The following is a 17541-nucleotide window of genomic DNA, read 5'->3' as shown; positions in this document are numbered from 1 at the left end:
TTTTTTTATCCCTAAATTCGCCCTATGAACTTCATCTATAACATTGTTATTCATCCAATTTATTTTATTTTAAAAATAATTGCCTTATTTAATTCTAAAATAAACTTATTTGTTAATGGTAGAAAGAAGTCATTTCAACTACTTGAAACTATAAAACCAACAGATAAGACGATTTGGTTCCATGCTGCTTCTTTAGGTGAGTTTGAACAAGGAAGACCTATTATAGAGTATTTAAAAAAGTCTAGCCCAGATTATAAAATAGTTCTTACTTTTTTCTCTCCTTCTGGTTATGAGGTAAGAAAAGACTATAATAAAGCTGATGTTATTTGTTATTTACCTTTTGATACAAAACGTAATATGCAAAAGTTCATTTCTTTAGTTCATCCAGAAGTTGCTATTATTATTAAATATGAATTTTGGCCTAACTTACTTAATCAGCTAAAAAAAGAAAATATTACCACTATTTTGGCTTCTGGAATATTTAGAGAAAAGCAATTATTTTTTAAACCGTATGGAGCTTTTATGAGAAAAAAACTGGAAGCTTTTCATCATTTTTTTGTTCAAAATGAGAGTTCTAAAAACCTATTAAACTCCATAAACTTCTCCAATGTTACTATAAGTGGTGATACTCGGTTTGATAGAGTTTATGATATATTACAACAGAAAAATCATTTAGATTTCATCAAAGATTTTCAACAGAATTGCTTTACAATAGTAGCGGGTAGTACATGGAAAGAAGATGAAGAGCTACTTATTGAGTATATTAATACTAAAATGCAAAATAATGAGAAAGTTATTATAGCTCCACACAATATTAATCATAAAGAGATTGCACGTATAAAAAATAACATTCAAACTAAAAAAGTAATTCTATTTTCTGAACACAACAATAAAAAGCTTTCCGATTATGATGTTTTAATTATAGATACCATTGGTCTATTAACTAAAATATACGCGCATGCAGACATTGCTTATGTAGGAGGTGGATTAGCTACTGGATTACATAATATTCTTGAACCAGCCACTTATGGTATTCCTGTCATTTTTGGTGGTAAAAAACACTTTAAATTCCAAGAAGCCATCGACTTAATCAATCGTAAGAGTGTTACAATTGTTACAGACTTTGAACAACTTTCGTCTATTTTTGTAACTCTTAAAGCTAATAAATCTTTAAGAGAAAGCATGGGTACTCTAAACATTGAATATATTAGAGAAAATATCGGTGCTACCAAACTTATTACTGACTTTCTACACTCTCAACTAAAGTAGTTTGGTTGATTTTGTTTAACATAATTAATAATAACAAAGATGGACTTTTTATTAAATCCGTGGCCTTGGTATGTTGCTGGGCCTTTGATAGCGTTTACACTCTTTTTATATTTTTATTTTGGAAAAAACTTTGGTGTTTCAACTAATTTAGATACTCTTTGTACTATAGCTGGAGCTGGTAAAATATCCAACTATTTTAATACAAACTGGAGACAACGTTCTTTTTCTCTACTATTTATTTTAGGTTTATTTCTAGGTGGAGTTTTAGCTTCAAACTATTTAATTCCAAATAAAAATATTTCACTTAATCCAAAAACTGAAAAGGAATTAATAGATAATTTGAATTTCACGAATGTGGGTCTCTCGTATTTTCCTAATGAAATTTTCAATTTAGAATCATTTTCATCAATACTCTTACTTATTTTGGGCGGTTTTCTGATTGGATTTGGGACTAGATATGCAGGTGGTTGCACCTCTGGTCATGCTATTACAGGGCTAAGTAGTCTACAACTTCCCTCTTTACTAGCCACCATAGGCTTTTTTATTGGTGGTTTACTAATGACATGGATAGTATTACCTTTAATTTTTTAAACAAAATCATATGAAAAATATAAAATTTCTTTTCTTAGGTCTTTTCTTTGGAATTATATTAAGCAAAGCCGAAATTATTTCTTGGTATAGAATTTATGAAATGTTCAAGTTTCAATCCTTTCATATGTATGGTATTATTGGTTCTGCAGTAGTTATTTCTCTACTATTTATGCAACTTTTTAAAAAAGAAAAGGTAACAGACATTAATGGTTTAAAAATAATTCCTAAACAAAAGAAAAGAGGCTATATCAGAACTATTGTTGGAGGAACAATATTTGGGTTAGGATGGGCTTTAACAGGTGCTTGTGCTGCTCCTTTATTTGTTTTGCTTGGCTTTAACTTTTTTCCTGCATTATTAATTTTAGGAAGCGCTTTATTTGGAGCTTTTATCTATGGTATTTTAAGTAAACAATTGCCTAATTAATCTTTCTGAAAAAATAGATTTGATTCAGTATTATTCACCACTTTCCAATTGTATATTTTAGATAACTGATAAATTTTAGATAATTCTTCAAATAAACGGTTTTTAGCGTCTTTTTGTAAATCGGACACCGTTATGGTTGACTTTATCTTTTCTATTGCTTTATCGTTTAGTTTATTTAGTTCTTCCTTTGAAAAACTGTTAAACTTACTCTGTTGTAAATCGAAATACTTGATATCTGGTGTAATTGTTAATTCTTCTTTAGGTATTTTATTAATTATAATTTGTTTTCCTATAGAATCTATTTGAATATCTAACTTAGATAAATCATAGCCTACTTCTACTTTAGCATTCACCGAAAGAATCGCTTTTTTATCAAAACTTAAATAATTATAGAGGTATTTTTTAGAGTCGGAAAAACTATAAACTTCAGAAAAATTTCCTTCAGATACTACTAGTTTACTAAGGTTTTGAATTCCATTTAGAAATACTTTTACTTCTTCCTTTTTATAATCAGGCTCTTTAACATCATACCATAATTTAGCAATTAAAAAACCTAAAATAAAAACGGCTGTGTATTTTATAACGCGCATTAACTTTAAGCTTTGATTATAAGAACTCCAAGATACTAAAAAATTGGAACTAAACTTCCTCTAATCTTCTTTAGGGAAAGCTTCTTTATTAAAGATAAAAAGTATAGCTACGCCAATGGTTATCCAAGAATCAGCTCCGTTAAAAATAGCATTAAAAAAAGTAAAGCTCTCTCCTTCATAAATGGGAAAATAAAGCATGTCTACTACTTTTCCATAAAACAATTCGCCATAAGGTTTGTCTGCAAACAAAGTTGCTACTTTATGCATGGAAGAGTCAAAAATAACTCCATAAAAAACAGAATCGATAATATTTCCAATTGCTCCTGCTAAAATTAAAGCAATGGCAACAATAACAGCATTGTGTGTTTTTCTTTTTATGGTTTGCCATAACCAATACACAATTCCAGTTACAGCAACTAATCTAAATAATGTCAAAAACAATTTTCCTGCCTTCCCTCCAAACTCAAATCCCCAAGCCATACCGTTATTCTCTGTAAAGTGAATTTTAAACCAATCAGCAAAAACAACAACCTCTTCACCCAAAGTAAAATGGGTTTTCACATAAATTTTACTTATCTGATCTATTAAAATTGCTAAGACTACAGTTAATATCGCTATATTTTTTTTTGACATTTTTTTCGTTTAAAATGGAAACAAAAATAAGAAAAGTATTACACTTATTTTTCCTTACTCTATTTCTTTCTCTATTCTATCTAAAAGTTCTTTTCTGTATGATTTGCCCACAGTTACTTTTACTTTATTTTCTAAAACTAACTGATTCCCATCTAACAATTCTATTTTATTAAAGTTAATTGCAAATGATTTATGTACTCTCATGAAACTTGGTGGCAACTTCATTAGAAAATCACTTAACGTTTGTGAAGTCAGTGTCATTGTGGATGTGTAAACTTTAATATAATTTCCGTAGGCTTCAATATGAGAAATCTCATTAAAATTAAGTTTAACTAATTTCTTATCACTTTTTACAAAAATTGATGTTTGTGAATTGTCTTCTTTTTCTATTTCTACACTTTTTATAAATTCTTTTTGAGGCTCCACTTTCATAACTGCTTGCATAAAACGTTCAAAAGAAAAAGGTTTTAGTAAATAATCGGTTACTGAAAGTTCAAACCCTTCAACGGCATACTCAGAATAAGCTGTAGTTATAATTACTGAAGGTTTTTGTTGCATTGTTTTCAATAAACTTAATCCTGATAGCTTAGGCATATTGATATCTAAAAACAGGACATCAACATTTTTTTGTGATACCACCTCCATTACTTCAAAAGCATTTTTACAAGAAGCTACTAACTCTAAATTTGGCAAATCTTTTATATAAGTTTCTAAAACCTGACGTGCTATAGGCTCATCATCAGCAATAATACACTGTAACATTCTCATTAAAAATTCAATTTTAATTCAACAATAAACTCATTATTCTTTTTCCTTATTTTCAATTTATAACGGTTTGGATATATCAGTTCCAATCGTTTTTTTACATTTTGCAAACCAATTCCACTCTTTTCTTTTTCTAAATTATTTTTACTTTTTATTTCATCGTACGTATTTGTACATAAAAACTCTAATGTATTAGATGTTATTTTTAGTCTTATTTCCACATTACTTTTGTCATTTATACTTCCTAAATGTTTAAAAGTATTTTCAACAAATACAATTAAAAGCATTGGTGCTATTTTTTTATCTTCCAGATTACCTTCTTTTACAAAAGAAATAACAGTTTGCTCTTCTAATCTAATTTTTTCAAGGGAAATATAATTTTCTAAATATTCTACTTCTTTTTTCAATGGTACTAAAACTTCTCTTGTTTCATATAAGCTATAACGTAATAGGTCTGACAACTTCAACATTAATTCTGGAAGTTTATCTGACTTCACTACTGAAAGCCCATATAAATTATTTAGTGTATTGAATAAAAAATGTGGATTTAATTGTCCTTTTAGTAATTTTAATTCGGCTTCTTTTTCTTCTTGTCTTCTACTAAAGCTATCTCTTGCTACTTTTAATGCTAAACCAAATAATATAGCTAATACTTCAACTCCCAAAAAATTGTAAAAGAACTTCCAATCATAACTTTCCTGACTCATTATACTTGACAAGAAAAAAGTAGATATCAGTGTAAAAAGTAAAATATTAATTATGGTAAAGAGAATAAAAAGCACTTTATTTTTACGTAAGTAAGGCAGTATTAATAGGTTTTGAACATAAACCGTTGGAGCAAATAGTAAAACTCCAATAGCTCCTGAAACAATTCTATTATGTCCTTGAATTGTTAACGTAAAAATGATAAAAAAGCAGCTCCATATAAAAATATTTTGAGCTAGTTTGTTATCTACTAATGAATCTATTTTAGACATTATTTATCTTTTATTAAGTGCTTTCAAATATAATAGCCTGAAAGTAAAACTTTATTTTTTAATGATGAAAGGCCTATTTTTTATTTTAACCGTATTGTTTTAAATGATAACTGGCTTTTTTTAATTCATCATTTTTTAAACATAGTTCATCATTCTTTTTTTACTCCATAAATCTTTTACTACAATTTTGTATCAGAATTAAAAACCAACCTATTATGCAATTAGAGATACAAAATGTTTCAAAAAAATACACGAATAAAAAACTAGCTTTAAAAAACTTTTCTTTAACTATTAACAAAGGAATTTTAGGCTTATTAGGTCCAAATGGCGCAGGAAAATCGACATTATTAAAAATGATTGCTACCATTAATCACCCTTCTAGTGGTTCAATTATTCTAAATAAGAACAATATTGTTAAAGATGCTAATTACATGCGCAAACAATTAGGTTTTCTTCCTCAAGACTTTGGCGTATATCCCAATTTAAATGCTTACGAGTTTTTAAAATATATGGCGGCAATGAAAGGTATAGGTGGTAAAAGCTTACACTCAAAAATCACACAACTTCTTGAAGGTTTAAATTTAACTGAAGCTGCTAAAAGGCCAATTGGGAGTTATTCTGGAGGAATGAAACAGCGTATTGGTATTGCACAAGCTTTGCTTAACAATCCAAAAGTTTTAATTTTTGATGAACCTACCGTTGGATTAGACCCTGAAGAACGCATTCGATTTAGAAATTTAATTAATGATTTAGCTTCTGAGTGTATTGTTATACTTTCTTCTCATATTGTTTCTGATATTGATACGGTTGCTAATAGTGTTGCAATTATGAAAGACGGACAAATGTTAGCTCACAACTCTCAAGAGGAATTAATAAAATTAATTGCTAACAAGGTATTTGAAATTTCTATCCCAGAAATAGAATTTCACTCATTTAAAATGAAAAACATTGTTGTAGACTTTAGAAAAGAAAACAACAATTATAATATTCGATATATATCTGACCATAATCTTTCTGGTGCCAAACCTCAAACTCCTACACTGGAAGATGCTTATTTATTTTTAACGAAAACCAATTAATTATGAAAAATTTAAAAAATAAAAAAACTATTATTCTTGTTACTATTCTTTTTCTTGTTGCCCTTTTTGCTTTTCTTAAAAAGTTTCACTTTGGTGTTTATTATGCTTATTAATCTGTTTTATCATGAATTTTCTATCTATAATTATTTACGACTTTTTACAACGCTCTAGAACGTATTCATTCCTTATTACACTGTGTGCAAGTTTAGCTATTGCCTATACATTTGTTCCTGAACCTAACGCTAGCTATTCTACTATACGAATAGGTGAATATGTAGGTTATTATAATGCTCCTTGGTTTGGTTATGTTACAGCTATAATGACTAGTATATTTTTATCTTTAATAGGTTTTTATTTGGTAAACGGAACCATACAAAAAGACTTTAGCACTAAAATTGGGCAAATTATAGCTTCTTCTTCTATTTCTAATTTTACCTATTTATTTTCTAAAGTACTGAGTAATTTTTTATTACTTTTTAGCATTGTATTTATAGTTTTTACAATGTCTATTATATTATTTTTCTTGTATAATGATGGTTTTCCTTTTGATTTACTATCCTTTTTAAAACCTTATTTTTTTATCACCATTCCTGCAATGTTTCTAATAGCTTCCATTGCTGTAATTTTTGAAGTTATTTTTAGAAATAAATCTATTTTACAAAATATTGTATTTTTTTTCACCTTCACATTACTAGTATCTTCATTACCAAAGAATAATTATAATTTAGATTTTTTAGGAAGCAAAATTGTAATCCATCAAATGGAACAAAAAATACTTGAAGTTTCAAAAAACACTACTGAAAAAGGATTAACAATTGGTTATGTTTTGGGCAATATAAGTGAATCTAAAAAATTTAATTTTGAAGGTATTTCCTTTCCTATATCTTTTTTAATAAGTCGCCTTTTAGGTGTTTTAATCTGCTTAATAGCTATATATATTATCTCTTTTATTTTCCATCGTTTTAATTTAAGAGAAATTATAAATCGTAAGAAAAATTTGATTGTTCATATAAAAAATCATGCTTCTCTTAATTTACAATCACTTCCAAAAGCAACTATAAACTACAGTATTTTCCCGCTAATTAAAACTGAGTTTCTTTTACTTTTAAGAAAAGGAAAAGTGTATTGGTTATGGATAAATTTAATTGGTATGATTTTATTAGCTGTATTACCAATAAAAACAGGACACTCTATAGTATTACCTATTTTATGGTTTTTACAAGTACATAGAATTTCTGACCTAACTATAAAAGAAATTACAAACAATACGCATCTTTTTTCATTTGTTTCCTACTTACCTTTACGTAGGGTTTTAAGCTCTCAATTTATAGCTGGTTTCTTATTAATGCTTACTTTATCAATTCCTTTATTAGTTAAAACAATTGTTTTAGGGCAAAATTTTTCAGCTATTTCTATTGTTATTGGAAGTTTATTTATTGTATCCTTGTCTTCTTGTATTGGAATGTTTTTTAAGAATAAAAAAGTTTTTGAAGTAGTCTTTTTTACGATAACATATGCTAATCTTAATAGCATTCCCTTTACAGATTATTTTGGAGCAATATACATGAGTTCATCTATATTATTCGGAATTTTAATAAGTAGCTTGTTATTAATAGCTTTTAGCTTCTTAGTTAGAAAAAGACAATTAATCTAAATAGAAAGCCCATGATTTTTAGTCATGGGCTTTTATTTTTATCCTTTTAACCAAGCTTTTCTTAGTTCTTTTTGTTTTGAAGTGGCATTGATATTTTCTTTCAGCCCTTCTCCTTTGGTATAGGATTGTGTCAATTTTGTTTTAATAATTACTTCTTTTCCATTTCTATCTAACTTAACTTCTATATCCTTTCCTGGTTGCCACATATACATTTGTGAAAATATTTGATTGGCATTCTTTTCAGTTAATTCAACTCCTTCAACAACTTTTACAACATCATTAGGTTTTACTCCATTCTCTGCCCAAAAACTATTGTTATTAACAGCATCTGTAAACATTATTGCTTTGGTTTCCTTATCTGCTCTAAAAATAAAAGCACCATTATTTTGAATGTAATTCGTTTTTACTTTTGATTTTTCTACACTTAAACCTGCTTTTTCAAAAAATACGGTGTAATCTATAGGTGTATTTCCTACAACATGTGTATTTAAAAACTCACCTATAGAAGGATAGGTCATTGCGTTAATTTCTTCAATTAAACGATCGTCTTCAAATGGTTTATTCTTTCCATATTTATTTGATAATTCTTTCATTAAAGATAATACGCCTCTATGTCCATTACTTTCTTCTCTCATTAAAATATCAATACACATTCCTATTAAAGCTCCTTTTTGATACACATTGTAATATTGTGATGCGTAAGGTTCTTCTAAAACATTCTCACTCATTTCAGTAAAACTCATTGAATCATTCATTTTAGAAGCTGATTTTATTTTCCCCATTACCTTCTCATAAAACTCATCTTCCTTTACTAAGTCTTGATTTATTTGAAAAAGTGTTGCAAAATATTCAGTAATTCCTTCATACATCCATAAATGTTTTGAGAAAGTAGGCTGATTATAATCAAAATAATGTACATCTTCTGAATGCACACTTAAAGGTGTTACAATATGGAAAAATTCGTGAGAAACTACATCAATCATACTTTTTGCTAACGCTTCATCTGGCATTGCTTCTGGTAATACGACTACTGTTGATGTATGATGTTCTAAAGCTCCAAACCCTTTTGGTGAATTTTCTTTTCCTTCTGATAAATACAAATAAATATCATACCTCGCTGTGCTATTAATACTTCCTAAGTATGTTTTTTGAGCTTGCATCATTTTTTCCATTACCGCTTTAATTTTTTCAGCAGAATGCTTTTTATTTGGTGAGTACACACTCAATACAATTTTTATGTCCCCAACTTTAAACTCCTCTACATCCAGTTCTCCATAAAACATTGGATTATCAGTAATATCAAAGTAACGAGGTGCAAAGTAACTAGACGTTAACACTGAACCATCTTTATTGGTATTTGTAGCTACTTCTTGTAATGCTGATGTTCTTTTAAATTTAGTAGGAGCAACAACATCTAACTTATATTGATTATTTTTTAATGAATCAAAATACCCTATGAATCCATGTAAGTTCAAAACATAATTAGTCTTTTCAATATTTGTTCCTGCTGGTGAAAATGGTGTATCTCCTCCAATTCCTCCAGAAACTTCTATATCAAAGGTATCATTTACTAAATAGGTTATTTTATCTAGTTTTTTTGCTTCGCTTATTTCCCATGTATTGGTATCTATTTTTTTTACAGGTAACTCTTTCCCTTCATAATCTAAAGCCTTTAAATTATCTATATATTTTCCAAAATCACTTACCGAGTATGTTCCTTGGACTACTCTTGGCAATCTATAAATCACTTTATCAGTAGTAAAGCGCCCTGGGTTTATTAAAACAGGTACTTTATCTTCCTGGATATTTGTTAAGTTTAGTGAAGTTTCAATTGGGTTTTTAGTAGCTAAATCATTCACTTTGTTTTTAGTGGAACTACATCCAACTAATAGAACACTAGCTATTGCTACGGTTAGTAAATTTTTATTCATCTTAATTCTCTATTATATATTTGTAATGTGACTGCAAAAATTGCAATCTGTTACGTCATTTTTTTATAACATTTTGTTAATTTTACCCATAAAGCGACAAATATTACCTTACTATGTTAATGTTTCCTAATATAGAAACTATTTTAAGTTCTTGTTTAATATTATCTGTAGTAATGTATGGAGTACTTACCTTTTTCTTGTTAATTTTTATAGCTCCTTTTTTTGTCTCTAAATTCAATCTTGTTTTTTTTACTTCTGCTTTTATGTTACCTTGAAAAACAGATACAAAGGTATTTCCAGATACTTTTTGCAAATCTATATTACCTTTATTTATGAATATATTCAATGTTCCTTCATAACTTCTTGAAGTGACACCTACATTTTCTCCATAAACTGTTACTAACTTGTTTTTAGGTATTTTTATTAGTACACGAGCCCTTTCCAGTCTTTTTGTTATAAACTTTCTAAAAACAGTATTACTTTCTTTATAAATAATAGGGTTTATCTTAAAAGTTATTTCTGTTTTATTGTTAATTTCTTCTACATTAACAATATGCGTATTACTATGTTCATCTAATAAAAAAACCGTTATAAAGTCATTTTCTGATGCCTCTATTACAAGATCATCTATTCCAAATGTATTGACTTCTATTTCTTTAAAAGCAGGCTTAAATTGCTTTGTTATTTCCGTTTGGGAAAAAACAATTGAGCTAAATAGAAATAGATATACCTTTATAACTGTTTTCATATTAAAAAAGGATTCCTAAAAAGGAATCCTTATCAAATTTTATTATTCTTAAAAATGTAAAGATTATTGTTTTCTTTTAGCCTCTATACTTAATGTTGCATGAGGAACTAACTTTAATCTTTCTTTTTGAATTAATTTACCAGTAACTCTACATACACCGTATGTTTTGTTTTCAATTCTAATTAATGCGTTTTTTAAGTCTCTAATAAATTTTTCTTGCCTAATGGCTAGCTGCATATTAGATTCTTTTAGCATGGTATCAGAACCTTCTTCAAAAGATTTAAATGTTGGTGAGGTATCTTCCGTACCATTATCAGCTCCATTTTTATAAGAGTCTTGTAACATTCTTAAATCTTCTTCTGCTGTTTCTATCTTCTTTAAGATAATTTCTTTGAATTCTTGTAAATCTCCATCGGAGTATCTTACTTTAACGTCATCCATAATGCTATATTTTTTCAATTAACATTTTACTTTTAATGGCATCAAACTCAATATCTATGCCACTTTCTAACGCTTCAACAAAAACTAACTCATTGGTTAATGTTTCCGTTTTTATGTAAGATTCATTAGCTAATACCGATTCTTGTAAATCTGCAAAACTTAAGAAAGTTAATTTTATTCTATCTGTTACTTCTAATCCAGATTCTTTACGTGCATTTTGAATTCTATTAATTAATTCTCTTGCCACTCCTTCTTTATGTAAATCCTCTGTTATGGTAACATCTAAAGCAACTGTTAATCCTTCAGCGTTTGCCACTAACCAGCCTTCGATATCTTTTGATGAAATCTCAACATCAGCGGATTCCAATTTAATAATTTTCTCATTAATTTCAACAGTTATTTGCCCTTCTTTTTCAATAATGGCAATATCTTCTTGAGAAAAAGACTGTATCTGACTAGCTATCAACTTCATATCTTTCCCAAACTTTGGCCCTAAAGCTTTAAAATTTGGTTTAATTTGTTTTACTAAGATTCCAGATGCATCATCTAATAGCTCTATTTCTTTAACGTTTACCTCTGATTTTATTAAATCTGCTACTGCTAAAATCTCTTCTTTCTGTGTATTATCTAATACAGGGATCATTATTTTTTGTAATGGTTGGCGCACTTTTATTTTCTCTTTGGCTCTTAATGATAATACTAAAGAAGAAATAGTTTGTGCATTCTCCATTTTACGTTCTAATGATTTATTTACAAAGGCTTCATTGTAAACTGGGAATTCTGCTATATGTACACTCTCAAATGTTTCTTTTTGAGTTGCTCCTACTAAATCTTTATATAACTTGTCCATAAAGAAAGGTGCTACTGGTGAACTTAACTTAGCAACCGTTAACATACAAGTATATAATGTTTGATAAGCAGATATTTTATCTTGCGCATATTCTCCTTTCCAAAAACGCCTTCTACATAAGCGTACATACCAGTTACTTAAATGATCCTGAACAAAATCAGAAATAGCACGTGTAGCTCTGGTTGGCTCATAATCTGCGTAAAACTTATCTACTTTATTAATTAAAGTATTTAATTCAGATAAAATCCAACGGTCAATTTCTGGTCTTTCGTTTAATGAAATTTCTTCTTCGCTATAATTGAATCCGTCAATATTTGCGTATAAAGAGAAAAATGAATAAGTATTGTATAATGTTCCAAAAAACTTACGTTTTACCTCTTCAATTCCTGCAATATCAAATTTCAAATTATCCCAAGGGTTGGCATTTGATATCATATACCAACGTGTAGCATCAGCTCCATGTTTTCCTAATGTTTCAAAAGGATCTACAGCGTTTCCTAAACGTTTAGACATTTTTTGTCCGTTTTTATCTAATACCAATCCATTAGACACTACATTTTTATACGCGACTGAATCAAAAACCATAGTTCCTATAGCATGCAGCGTATAAAACCAACCTCTAGTTTGGTCTACTCCTTCAGCTATAAAATCTGCAGGGTATGATTCTTGATTATCAATTAATTCTTTATTTTCAAATGGGTAGTGCCATTGCGCATACGGCATAGAACCTGAATCAAACCATACATCTATTAAATCACTTTCTCTATGCATTGGTTTTCCTGTTGAAGAAACTAAAACTATTTTATCAACTACATTTTTATGTAAATCGATTTTATCATAGTTTTCTTCTGACATATTACCTATTTCAAAATCTGCAAAAATATCTTCGCTCATAAGTCCAGCAGCAACTGATTTTTGCATTTCCTCCTTCAACTCAGCAACAGAACCTATACATACTTGCTCTGTTCCATCTTCAGTTCTCCAAATAGGTAACGGGATTCCCCAAAACCTAGAGCGAGATAAGTTCCAGTCGTTTGCATTTTTCAACCAATTCCCAAAACGTCCTTCTCCTGTAGACTTCGGTTTCCAGTTAATGGTTTCATTTAAAGAATGCATTTTATCCTTCACCTCGGTTACTTTTATAAACCAAGAATCTAACGGATAGTATAATACTGGCTTATCTGTTCTCCAACAATGTGGATAACTGTGCACATATTTTTCAACCTTAAAGGCTTTATTTTCTGTTTTTAGTTTAATAGCTATTTCAACATCTACCGATTTTTCAGGTGCCTCTCCTTCATTATAATACTCGTTTTTAACGTATTTTCCTGCAAGTTCTCCTAATTCAGGTCTAAACCTACCTTGAAGATCTACTAGTGGTACAGCATTCTCATTTTCATCTAAAACTAACATTGGAGGAACCTCTGGTGAAGCTTGTTTAGCTACTAAGGCATCATCTGCTCCAAATGTAGGCGCTGTATGTACAATTCCTGTACCGTCTTCAATAGTTACAAAATCCCCCGAAATAATTCTAAAGGCGTTTTCTGGATTTTGATAGGGCAATACATAATCTAATAATTGTTCATATTTAATACCTACTAAATCTTTACCTATAAATGACTTTACTATGTAAAAAGGAATTTGTTTTGCTCCTTCTTCATAATTAACTAGATCTTCTTCATTTTCTACGTTGGTAAATTTTTTTCCTGCAAATTGTTTTGCTACTAAGTTTTTTGCTAACACAACTTGTATTGGCTCAAACGTATATTGATTATATGTTTTTACTAAAACATAGTCTATTTTGGGTCCAACAGTTAATGCGGTATTACTAGGTAATGTCCAAGGTGTAGTTGTCCATGCTAAAAAGTGTACATCTCCTTCTACTTGTAAAAATTCTGGCAATGTTTCTTTTACTGCTTTAAACTGCGCAACTAAAGTAGTGTCGGTAACATCTCTATAACATCCAGGTTGATTTACCTCATGTGAACTCAATCCTGTTCCTGCTTTAGGTGAATATGGTTGAATAGTATACCCTTTGTATAACAATTCTTTGTTATAAATTTGTTTTAACAACCACCAAACTGATTCCATATATTTTGGCTCGTAAGTAATATATGGGCTCTCCATGTCTACCCAATATCCTGCCTTGCGAGTCATATCATTCCAAATATCAGTGTAACGCATCACAGCTTTCTTACAAGCTTCATTATATTCTTCAACTGTAATTTTAGTACCTATATCTTCTTTGGTAATTCCTAACTCTGTTTCTACTTTTAACTCTACAGGCAACCCATGCGTATCCCAACCAGCTTTACGTTTTACTTGGTATCCTTTTTGAGTTTTATAACGACAAAAAATATCTTTAATAGTACGTGCCATTACATGGTGAATTCCAGGTAATCCATTTGCCGAAGGTGGTCCTTCAAAAAATACAAATGGCTCGTTTCCTTCACGGCTAGTAATACTTTTTTCAAAGATGTTGTTTTCAGACCAATAGTTTAATATTTCTTCTGCTACTTTTGGTAAATCCAAGCCTTTGTATTCAGTAAACTTTGTACTCATTTTGTCATTATATTAATTGAATGTGCGAAATTACGTATTTTCTTGTAATTGTTAATATTGAAATATAAAAAACGCCCCTATTCTAGAGGCGTTTTCATATTATTTCTATTTTTTGCGTCTATTACTTATTTAAATTGGTTTACCACTTTAATATTCCCTGGGTTTTTAACAATATAAAAGTAAGACCTTCTGTTACGTTGATGCTCAGCTTCTGAACAGTTAGATTGATTTGCATCATCACATTTATTTAGCAAGTAATCTTCTCCATATCCAATAGCACTTTGGATTCTCTCACTTCCTATTCCTCTTGAAATAATGTAATCTCGTGTAGACTTTGCTCTGTTATCAGACAACGTTCTATTATACACTTTTCCTCCTCTACTATCTGTATGTGATTCTATTTTAATAACCATTCCTGGGTTATTTTGCATTACAGTAACTACATTTTCTAACTCGTATTTAGCATCTTCCCTAATAAAGTACTTATCATAATCAAAATATATTGGTGCTATTACTATCTGATCTCCAACTATCAAAGATTCTAACTGTAAATTTGCTGTTACAATCTTATCATCTATATCTTCTGTTCCTGTTTTCTTTTGTGTTGCTTTATAATCTTGCTTAGACGCTGTTACTACAAAATTCTTTTCACAGTCTATCTTTTTAAATGAATAAGCTCCATCTGCTTTAGTTATTTGTTCTGATACTGGCTCTCCTTTTTCATTTATCAAACGTACTTTTACATTGTCTATAGGTGCTCCTGTTCTAGAGTCTGTAATCACTCCATTAATATCTTCTTTACAACTGTAAATTAAAAAGCTATATATATCATCATCTCCTTTTCCTCCTCCTCGATTAGAAGAAAAATAACCGCCTGTTCTTTCTCTATTTAAGGTAAATGCAAAATCATCTAATGGGCTATTAATGGGCGCGCCTAAATTAACTGGTTCTGTTAATTTTCCTTCTATAATTTTTGATTCAAATACGTCTAAAGCTCCCAAACCTAAGTGTCCATCTGAAGCAAAATACAGCGTATTATTAGTACCTACATAAGGAAACATTTCTCTTCCCTCTGTATTTATTTCTTTTCCTAAGTTTATAACATCTCCATATTTATCACCTCCTAAAATAGCAACTTTATAAATATCCGTTGCTCCAAATCCAGCTGGCATATCAGATACAAAGTACAATGTTTTTTCATCTTTACTTAAAGCTGGATGTCCAATTGAATACTCATTACTATTAAAAGGTAGTTCTTTAATATTTCCCCAACCTTCGCCATTTTTTGTGGCTTTATAGATTTTTAAATGCGTGGTTCGTTTTTTATCTCCTCTGAGTTTTTTACCATCGTAATTATCTCTTGTAAAATACATGATGTAACCATCATTGGTTATTACTGCATTTGATTCATGGTATTTTGTGCTTAATGATTGTACTTTTTCAGGCTTATCAACATCCATTATACCATTTTTATCTAATAACTTTTGATTAGATGTATAAATATTCAAATAAGGTTGATTATTCCATCTATATAATTTTGAAGAAACTTTCTTATCTGGTTTGGTAGAAGCAAAATAAAATTTTTCATCTTGAACAAAACCTCCAAAATCAGAATACTTTGTATTAGACGACAAATTATGCACATTTATATATATCTTTTCTTTATTAGAAAACTCTGCAAAATAATCACGATTATTTTCAAGTGCTTCTGCCCTACTGTCTGAAGATTTATCTCTAAGCTTTAAAAGCCAATCATCTGATTCACCTACTTTACCATTACTTTTTAACGATTGAGCGTAACGAAAAATATGTTTAGGCTCCATTTGTTTAGCATATTTATTTGCTAATATGGAATACCATTTTTCGGACTTCTCAAATTCAGCATTGTAATAGTAAGAATCAGCTAGTTTACTTACTACATCGTAAGACTTATCATCTTTTACAATATATTCATATAGCTCTGCTGCTTTTTTGTATGAATATTCTTGAAAATATCTATTAGCAGCATACTTACGCTGTCCAAAACTACTTACTGTAGCTACTAATAATATGAAGAGTATTGCTTTTTTCATATCTAGTTCGGTTTTAAAAGAATCGAGGTGATTTCATGGTTTGTTCTTTAAATATCTCGTATCTCAGCATTAACTCGTGCGTTCCTGAATTATAATTACTATAATTAGAAGTGGTTAAGTCATATGCATAGCCTATTTGCAGGGATTCTGTTATTTGAAAACCTAACAAAGCACTAATTGAGTCATCCCATCTCCAAGCGGCTCCTACTCGAAACCTTTCGTTAAATAAAAAGTTAGCAGAAACATCTAATGATAAAGGTGCTCCAGATACAATTTTGGATAAAACAGCAGGTTTAAACTTAACAGAATCAGACAAATCAAACACGTATCCTCCAATTAAAAAGAAGTGCATTCTTTCTGTTGCCACACTTCCTCCTGCTGCTACATCATCATAATGTTCTGTCCTTAAAATATTAGGCACTGCCAACCCAAGATACCACTTAGGCTTATAATAATATATACCTGCTCCAATTGTTGGCAAAAACCTACTAATATTAGCCTGTAAACTTTGATCTGCTTTATCTCTATATACCCCTTTATTCCAATCAACATTAAAAAAGCGTCCTCCCAACTTTAATCCAAAGGCTAAATTTCCTTCTTCGCTTGTTCTAACAGTATAAGATACATTAGCATCTAAATAGGTTTCATTGGAAGGACCTATTGCGTCATTTACCAAGTTAAAACCTAAACCTACACCACTATATCCTAGCGGAGTATCAAAACTCAATGTTTGGGTATCAGGTGCTCCATCAATACCTACCCATTGGGTTCTTGCTAATACGTTTATTACACTATGACCTTTTGAACCAACATACGCTGGATTCACACTCATTGTATTATACATATATTGAGTATACTGAGGATCTTGCTGTGAATATATGATACTAGAAATTGTTAAAAATATTAGTATACTTATATGTTTAAATAGCTTATTCATCTTTTACTAATTTTCTTC

General features: G+C 29.6%; 15 protein-coding genes. 5 read left to right on the top strand and 10 right to left on the bottom strand.

Annotation, left to right across the window (positions count from 1 at the left end; genetic code table 11):
- Nucleotides 1-24 precede the first annotated feature (24 nt).
- Genes ABNT65_RS17770 through ABNT65_RS17760 form a run of 3 tightly spaced genes read left to right on the top strand, consistent with a single transcriptional unit; the run spans nucleotide 25 to nucleotide 2284 of the window.
- Nucleotides 25-1269, top strand: a complete 1245-nt coding sequence (locus ABNT65_RS17770; protein WP_348746489.1) for a 3-deoxy-D-manno-octulosonic acid transferase — start codon at nucleotides 25-27, stop codon at nucleotides 1267-1269.
- A 39-nt stretch (nucleotides 1270-1308) separates the two neighbouring features.
- Entirely contained in the window at nucleotides 1309-1860 is a 552-nt protein-coding gene (locus tag ABNT65_RS17765; protein ID WP_348702589.1) for a YeeE/YedE family protein, read from the top strand.
- A 10-nt stretch (nucleotides 1861-1870) separates the two neighbouring features.
- A complete protein-coding gene (locus tag ABNT65_RS17760) occupies nucleotides 1871-2284 on the top strand; it encodes a YeeE/YedE thiosulfate transporter family protein (protein WP_348702588.1) in 414 nt (137 codons plus the stop codon).
- Here ABNT65_RS17760 and ABNT65_RS17755 read toward each other — a convergent pair.
- Genes ABNT65_RS17755 through ABNT65_RS17740 form a run of 4 tightly spaced genes read right to left on the bottom strand, consistent with a single transcriptional unit; the run spans nucleotide 2281 to nucleotide 5249 of the window.
- The gene (locus tag ABNT65_RS17755; protein ID WP_348746488.1) at nucleotides 2281-2874 is read right to left on the bottom strand and encodes a DUF4230 domain-containing protein; all 594 of its coding nucleotides are present in this window, start codon (nucleotides 2872-2874) and stop codon (nucleotides 2281-2283) included. The two genes, ABNT65_RS17760 and ABNT65_RS17755, sit on opposite strands and share 4 nt — an antisense overlap.
- A 60-nt stretch (nucleotides 2875-2934) precedes the next feature.
- Nucleotides 2935-3507: a lipoprotein signal peptidase gene (locus ABNT65_RS17750; RefSeq protein WP_348746487.1), complete on the bottom strand. Its 573-nt coding sequence runs from the start codon at nucleotides 3505-3507 to the stop codon at nucleotides 2935-2937.
- 54 nt (nucleotides 3508-3561) lie between these two features.
- Nucleotides 3562-4275 (bottom strand): LytTR family DNA-binding domain-containing protein, encoded by a 714-nt coding sequence (locus ABNT65_RS17745; RefSeq protein WP_348746486.1) that lies wholly within the window; start codon nucleotides 4273-4275, stop codon nucleotides 3562-3564.
- Entirely contained in the window at nucleotides 4275-5249 is a 975-nt protein-coding gene (locus ABNT65_RS17740) for a sensor histidine kinase (RefSeq protein WP_348746485.1), read from the bottom strand. Before ABNT65_RS17740 ends, ABNT65_RS17745 begins: the two co-directional genes overlap by 1 nt.
- Nucleotides 5250-5464: 215 nt before the next feature.
- Here ABNT65_RS17740 and ABNT65_RS17735 point away from each other — a divergent pair, with 215 nt between their 5' ends.
- On the top strand, nucleotides 5465-6328 hold the full coding sequence (locus ABNT65_RS17735; RefSeq protein ID WP_348746484.1) for an ABC transporter ATP-binding protein: 864 nt from the start codon (nucleotides 5465-5467) through the stop codon (nucleotides 6326-6328).
- A gap of 124 nt (nucleotides 6329-6452) precedes the next feature.
- A complete protein-coding gene (locus ABNT65_RS17730; RefSeq protein ID WP_348746483.1) occupies nucleotides 6453-7982 on the top strand; it encodes an ABC transporter permease in 1530 nt (509 codons plus the stop codon).
- Between the two features lie 38 nt (nucleotides 7983-8020).
- Here ABNT65_RS17730 and ABNT65_RS17725 read toward each other — a convergent pair whose 3' ends face one another.
- The 6 genes from ABNT65_RS17725 to ABNT65_RS17700 form a co-directional block, all read right to left on the bottom strand.
- Nucleotides 8021-9913 (bottom strand): peptidase M61, encoded by a 1893-nt coding sequence (locus ABNT65_RS17725; protein WP_348746482.1) that lies wholly within the window; start codon nucleotides 9911-9913, stop codon nucleotides 8021-8023.
- Nucleotides 9914-10016: 103 nt separating this feature from the next.
- Nucleotides 10017-10661 carry a hypothetical protein gene (locus tag ABNT65_RS17720; RefSeq protein WP_348702580.1) on the bottom strand — a complete coding sequence of 215 codons (645 nt, stop codon included), beginning with the start codon at nucleotides 10659-10661 and terminating at the stop codon, nucleotides 10017-10019.
- A gap of 63 nt (nucleotides 10662-10724) precedes the next feature.
- Nucleotides 10725-11102 carry a TraR/DksA family transcriptional regulator gene (locus tag ABNT65_RS17715; protein ID WP_348702579.1) on the bottom strand — a complete coding sequence of 126 codons (378 nt, stop codon included), beginning with the start codon at nucleotides 11100-11102 and terminating at the stop codon, nucleotides 10725-10727.
- Between the two features lie 4 nt (nucleotides 11103-11106).
- Nucleotides 11107-14514, bottom strand: coding sequence for an isoleucine--tRNA ligase (gene ileS / locus ABNT65_RS17710; protein WP_348746481.1), 3408 nt, complete (start codon nucleotides 14512-14514; stop codon nucleotides 11107-11109).
- Nucleotides 14515-14639: 125 nt separating this feature from the next.
- Entirely contained in the window at nucleotides 14640-16586 is a 1947-nt protein-coding gene (locus ABNT65_RS17705) for an OmpA family protein (protein WP_348746480.1), read from the bottom strand.
- A gap of 13 nt (nucleotides 16587-16599) precedes the next feature.
- Complete coding sequence (locus tag ABNT65_RS17700) at nucleotides 16600-17523, bottom strand: type IX secretion system membrane protein PorP/SprF (protein WP_348704993.1); 924 nt, start codon at nucleotides 17521-17523, stop codon at nucleotides 16600-16602.
- Nucleotides 17524-17541: the final 18 nt, after the last annotated feature.

The sequence above is a fragment of the Tenacibaculum sp. 190524A02b genome, from assembly GCF_964036645.1.
GTDB lineage: Bacteria > Bacteroidota > Bacteroidia > Flavobacteriales > Flavobacteriaceae > Polaribacter > Polaribacter vairaonense.
Note: the sequence above shows the minus strand (reverse complement) of the source record. Positions and strands in the feature narration are given on the sequence as shown.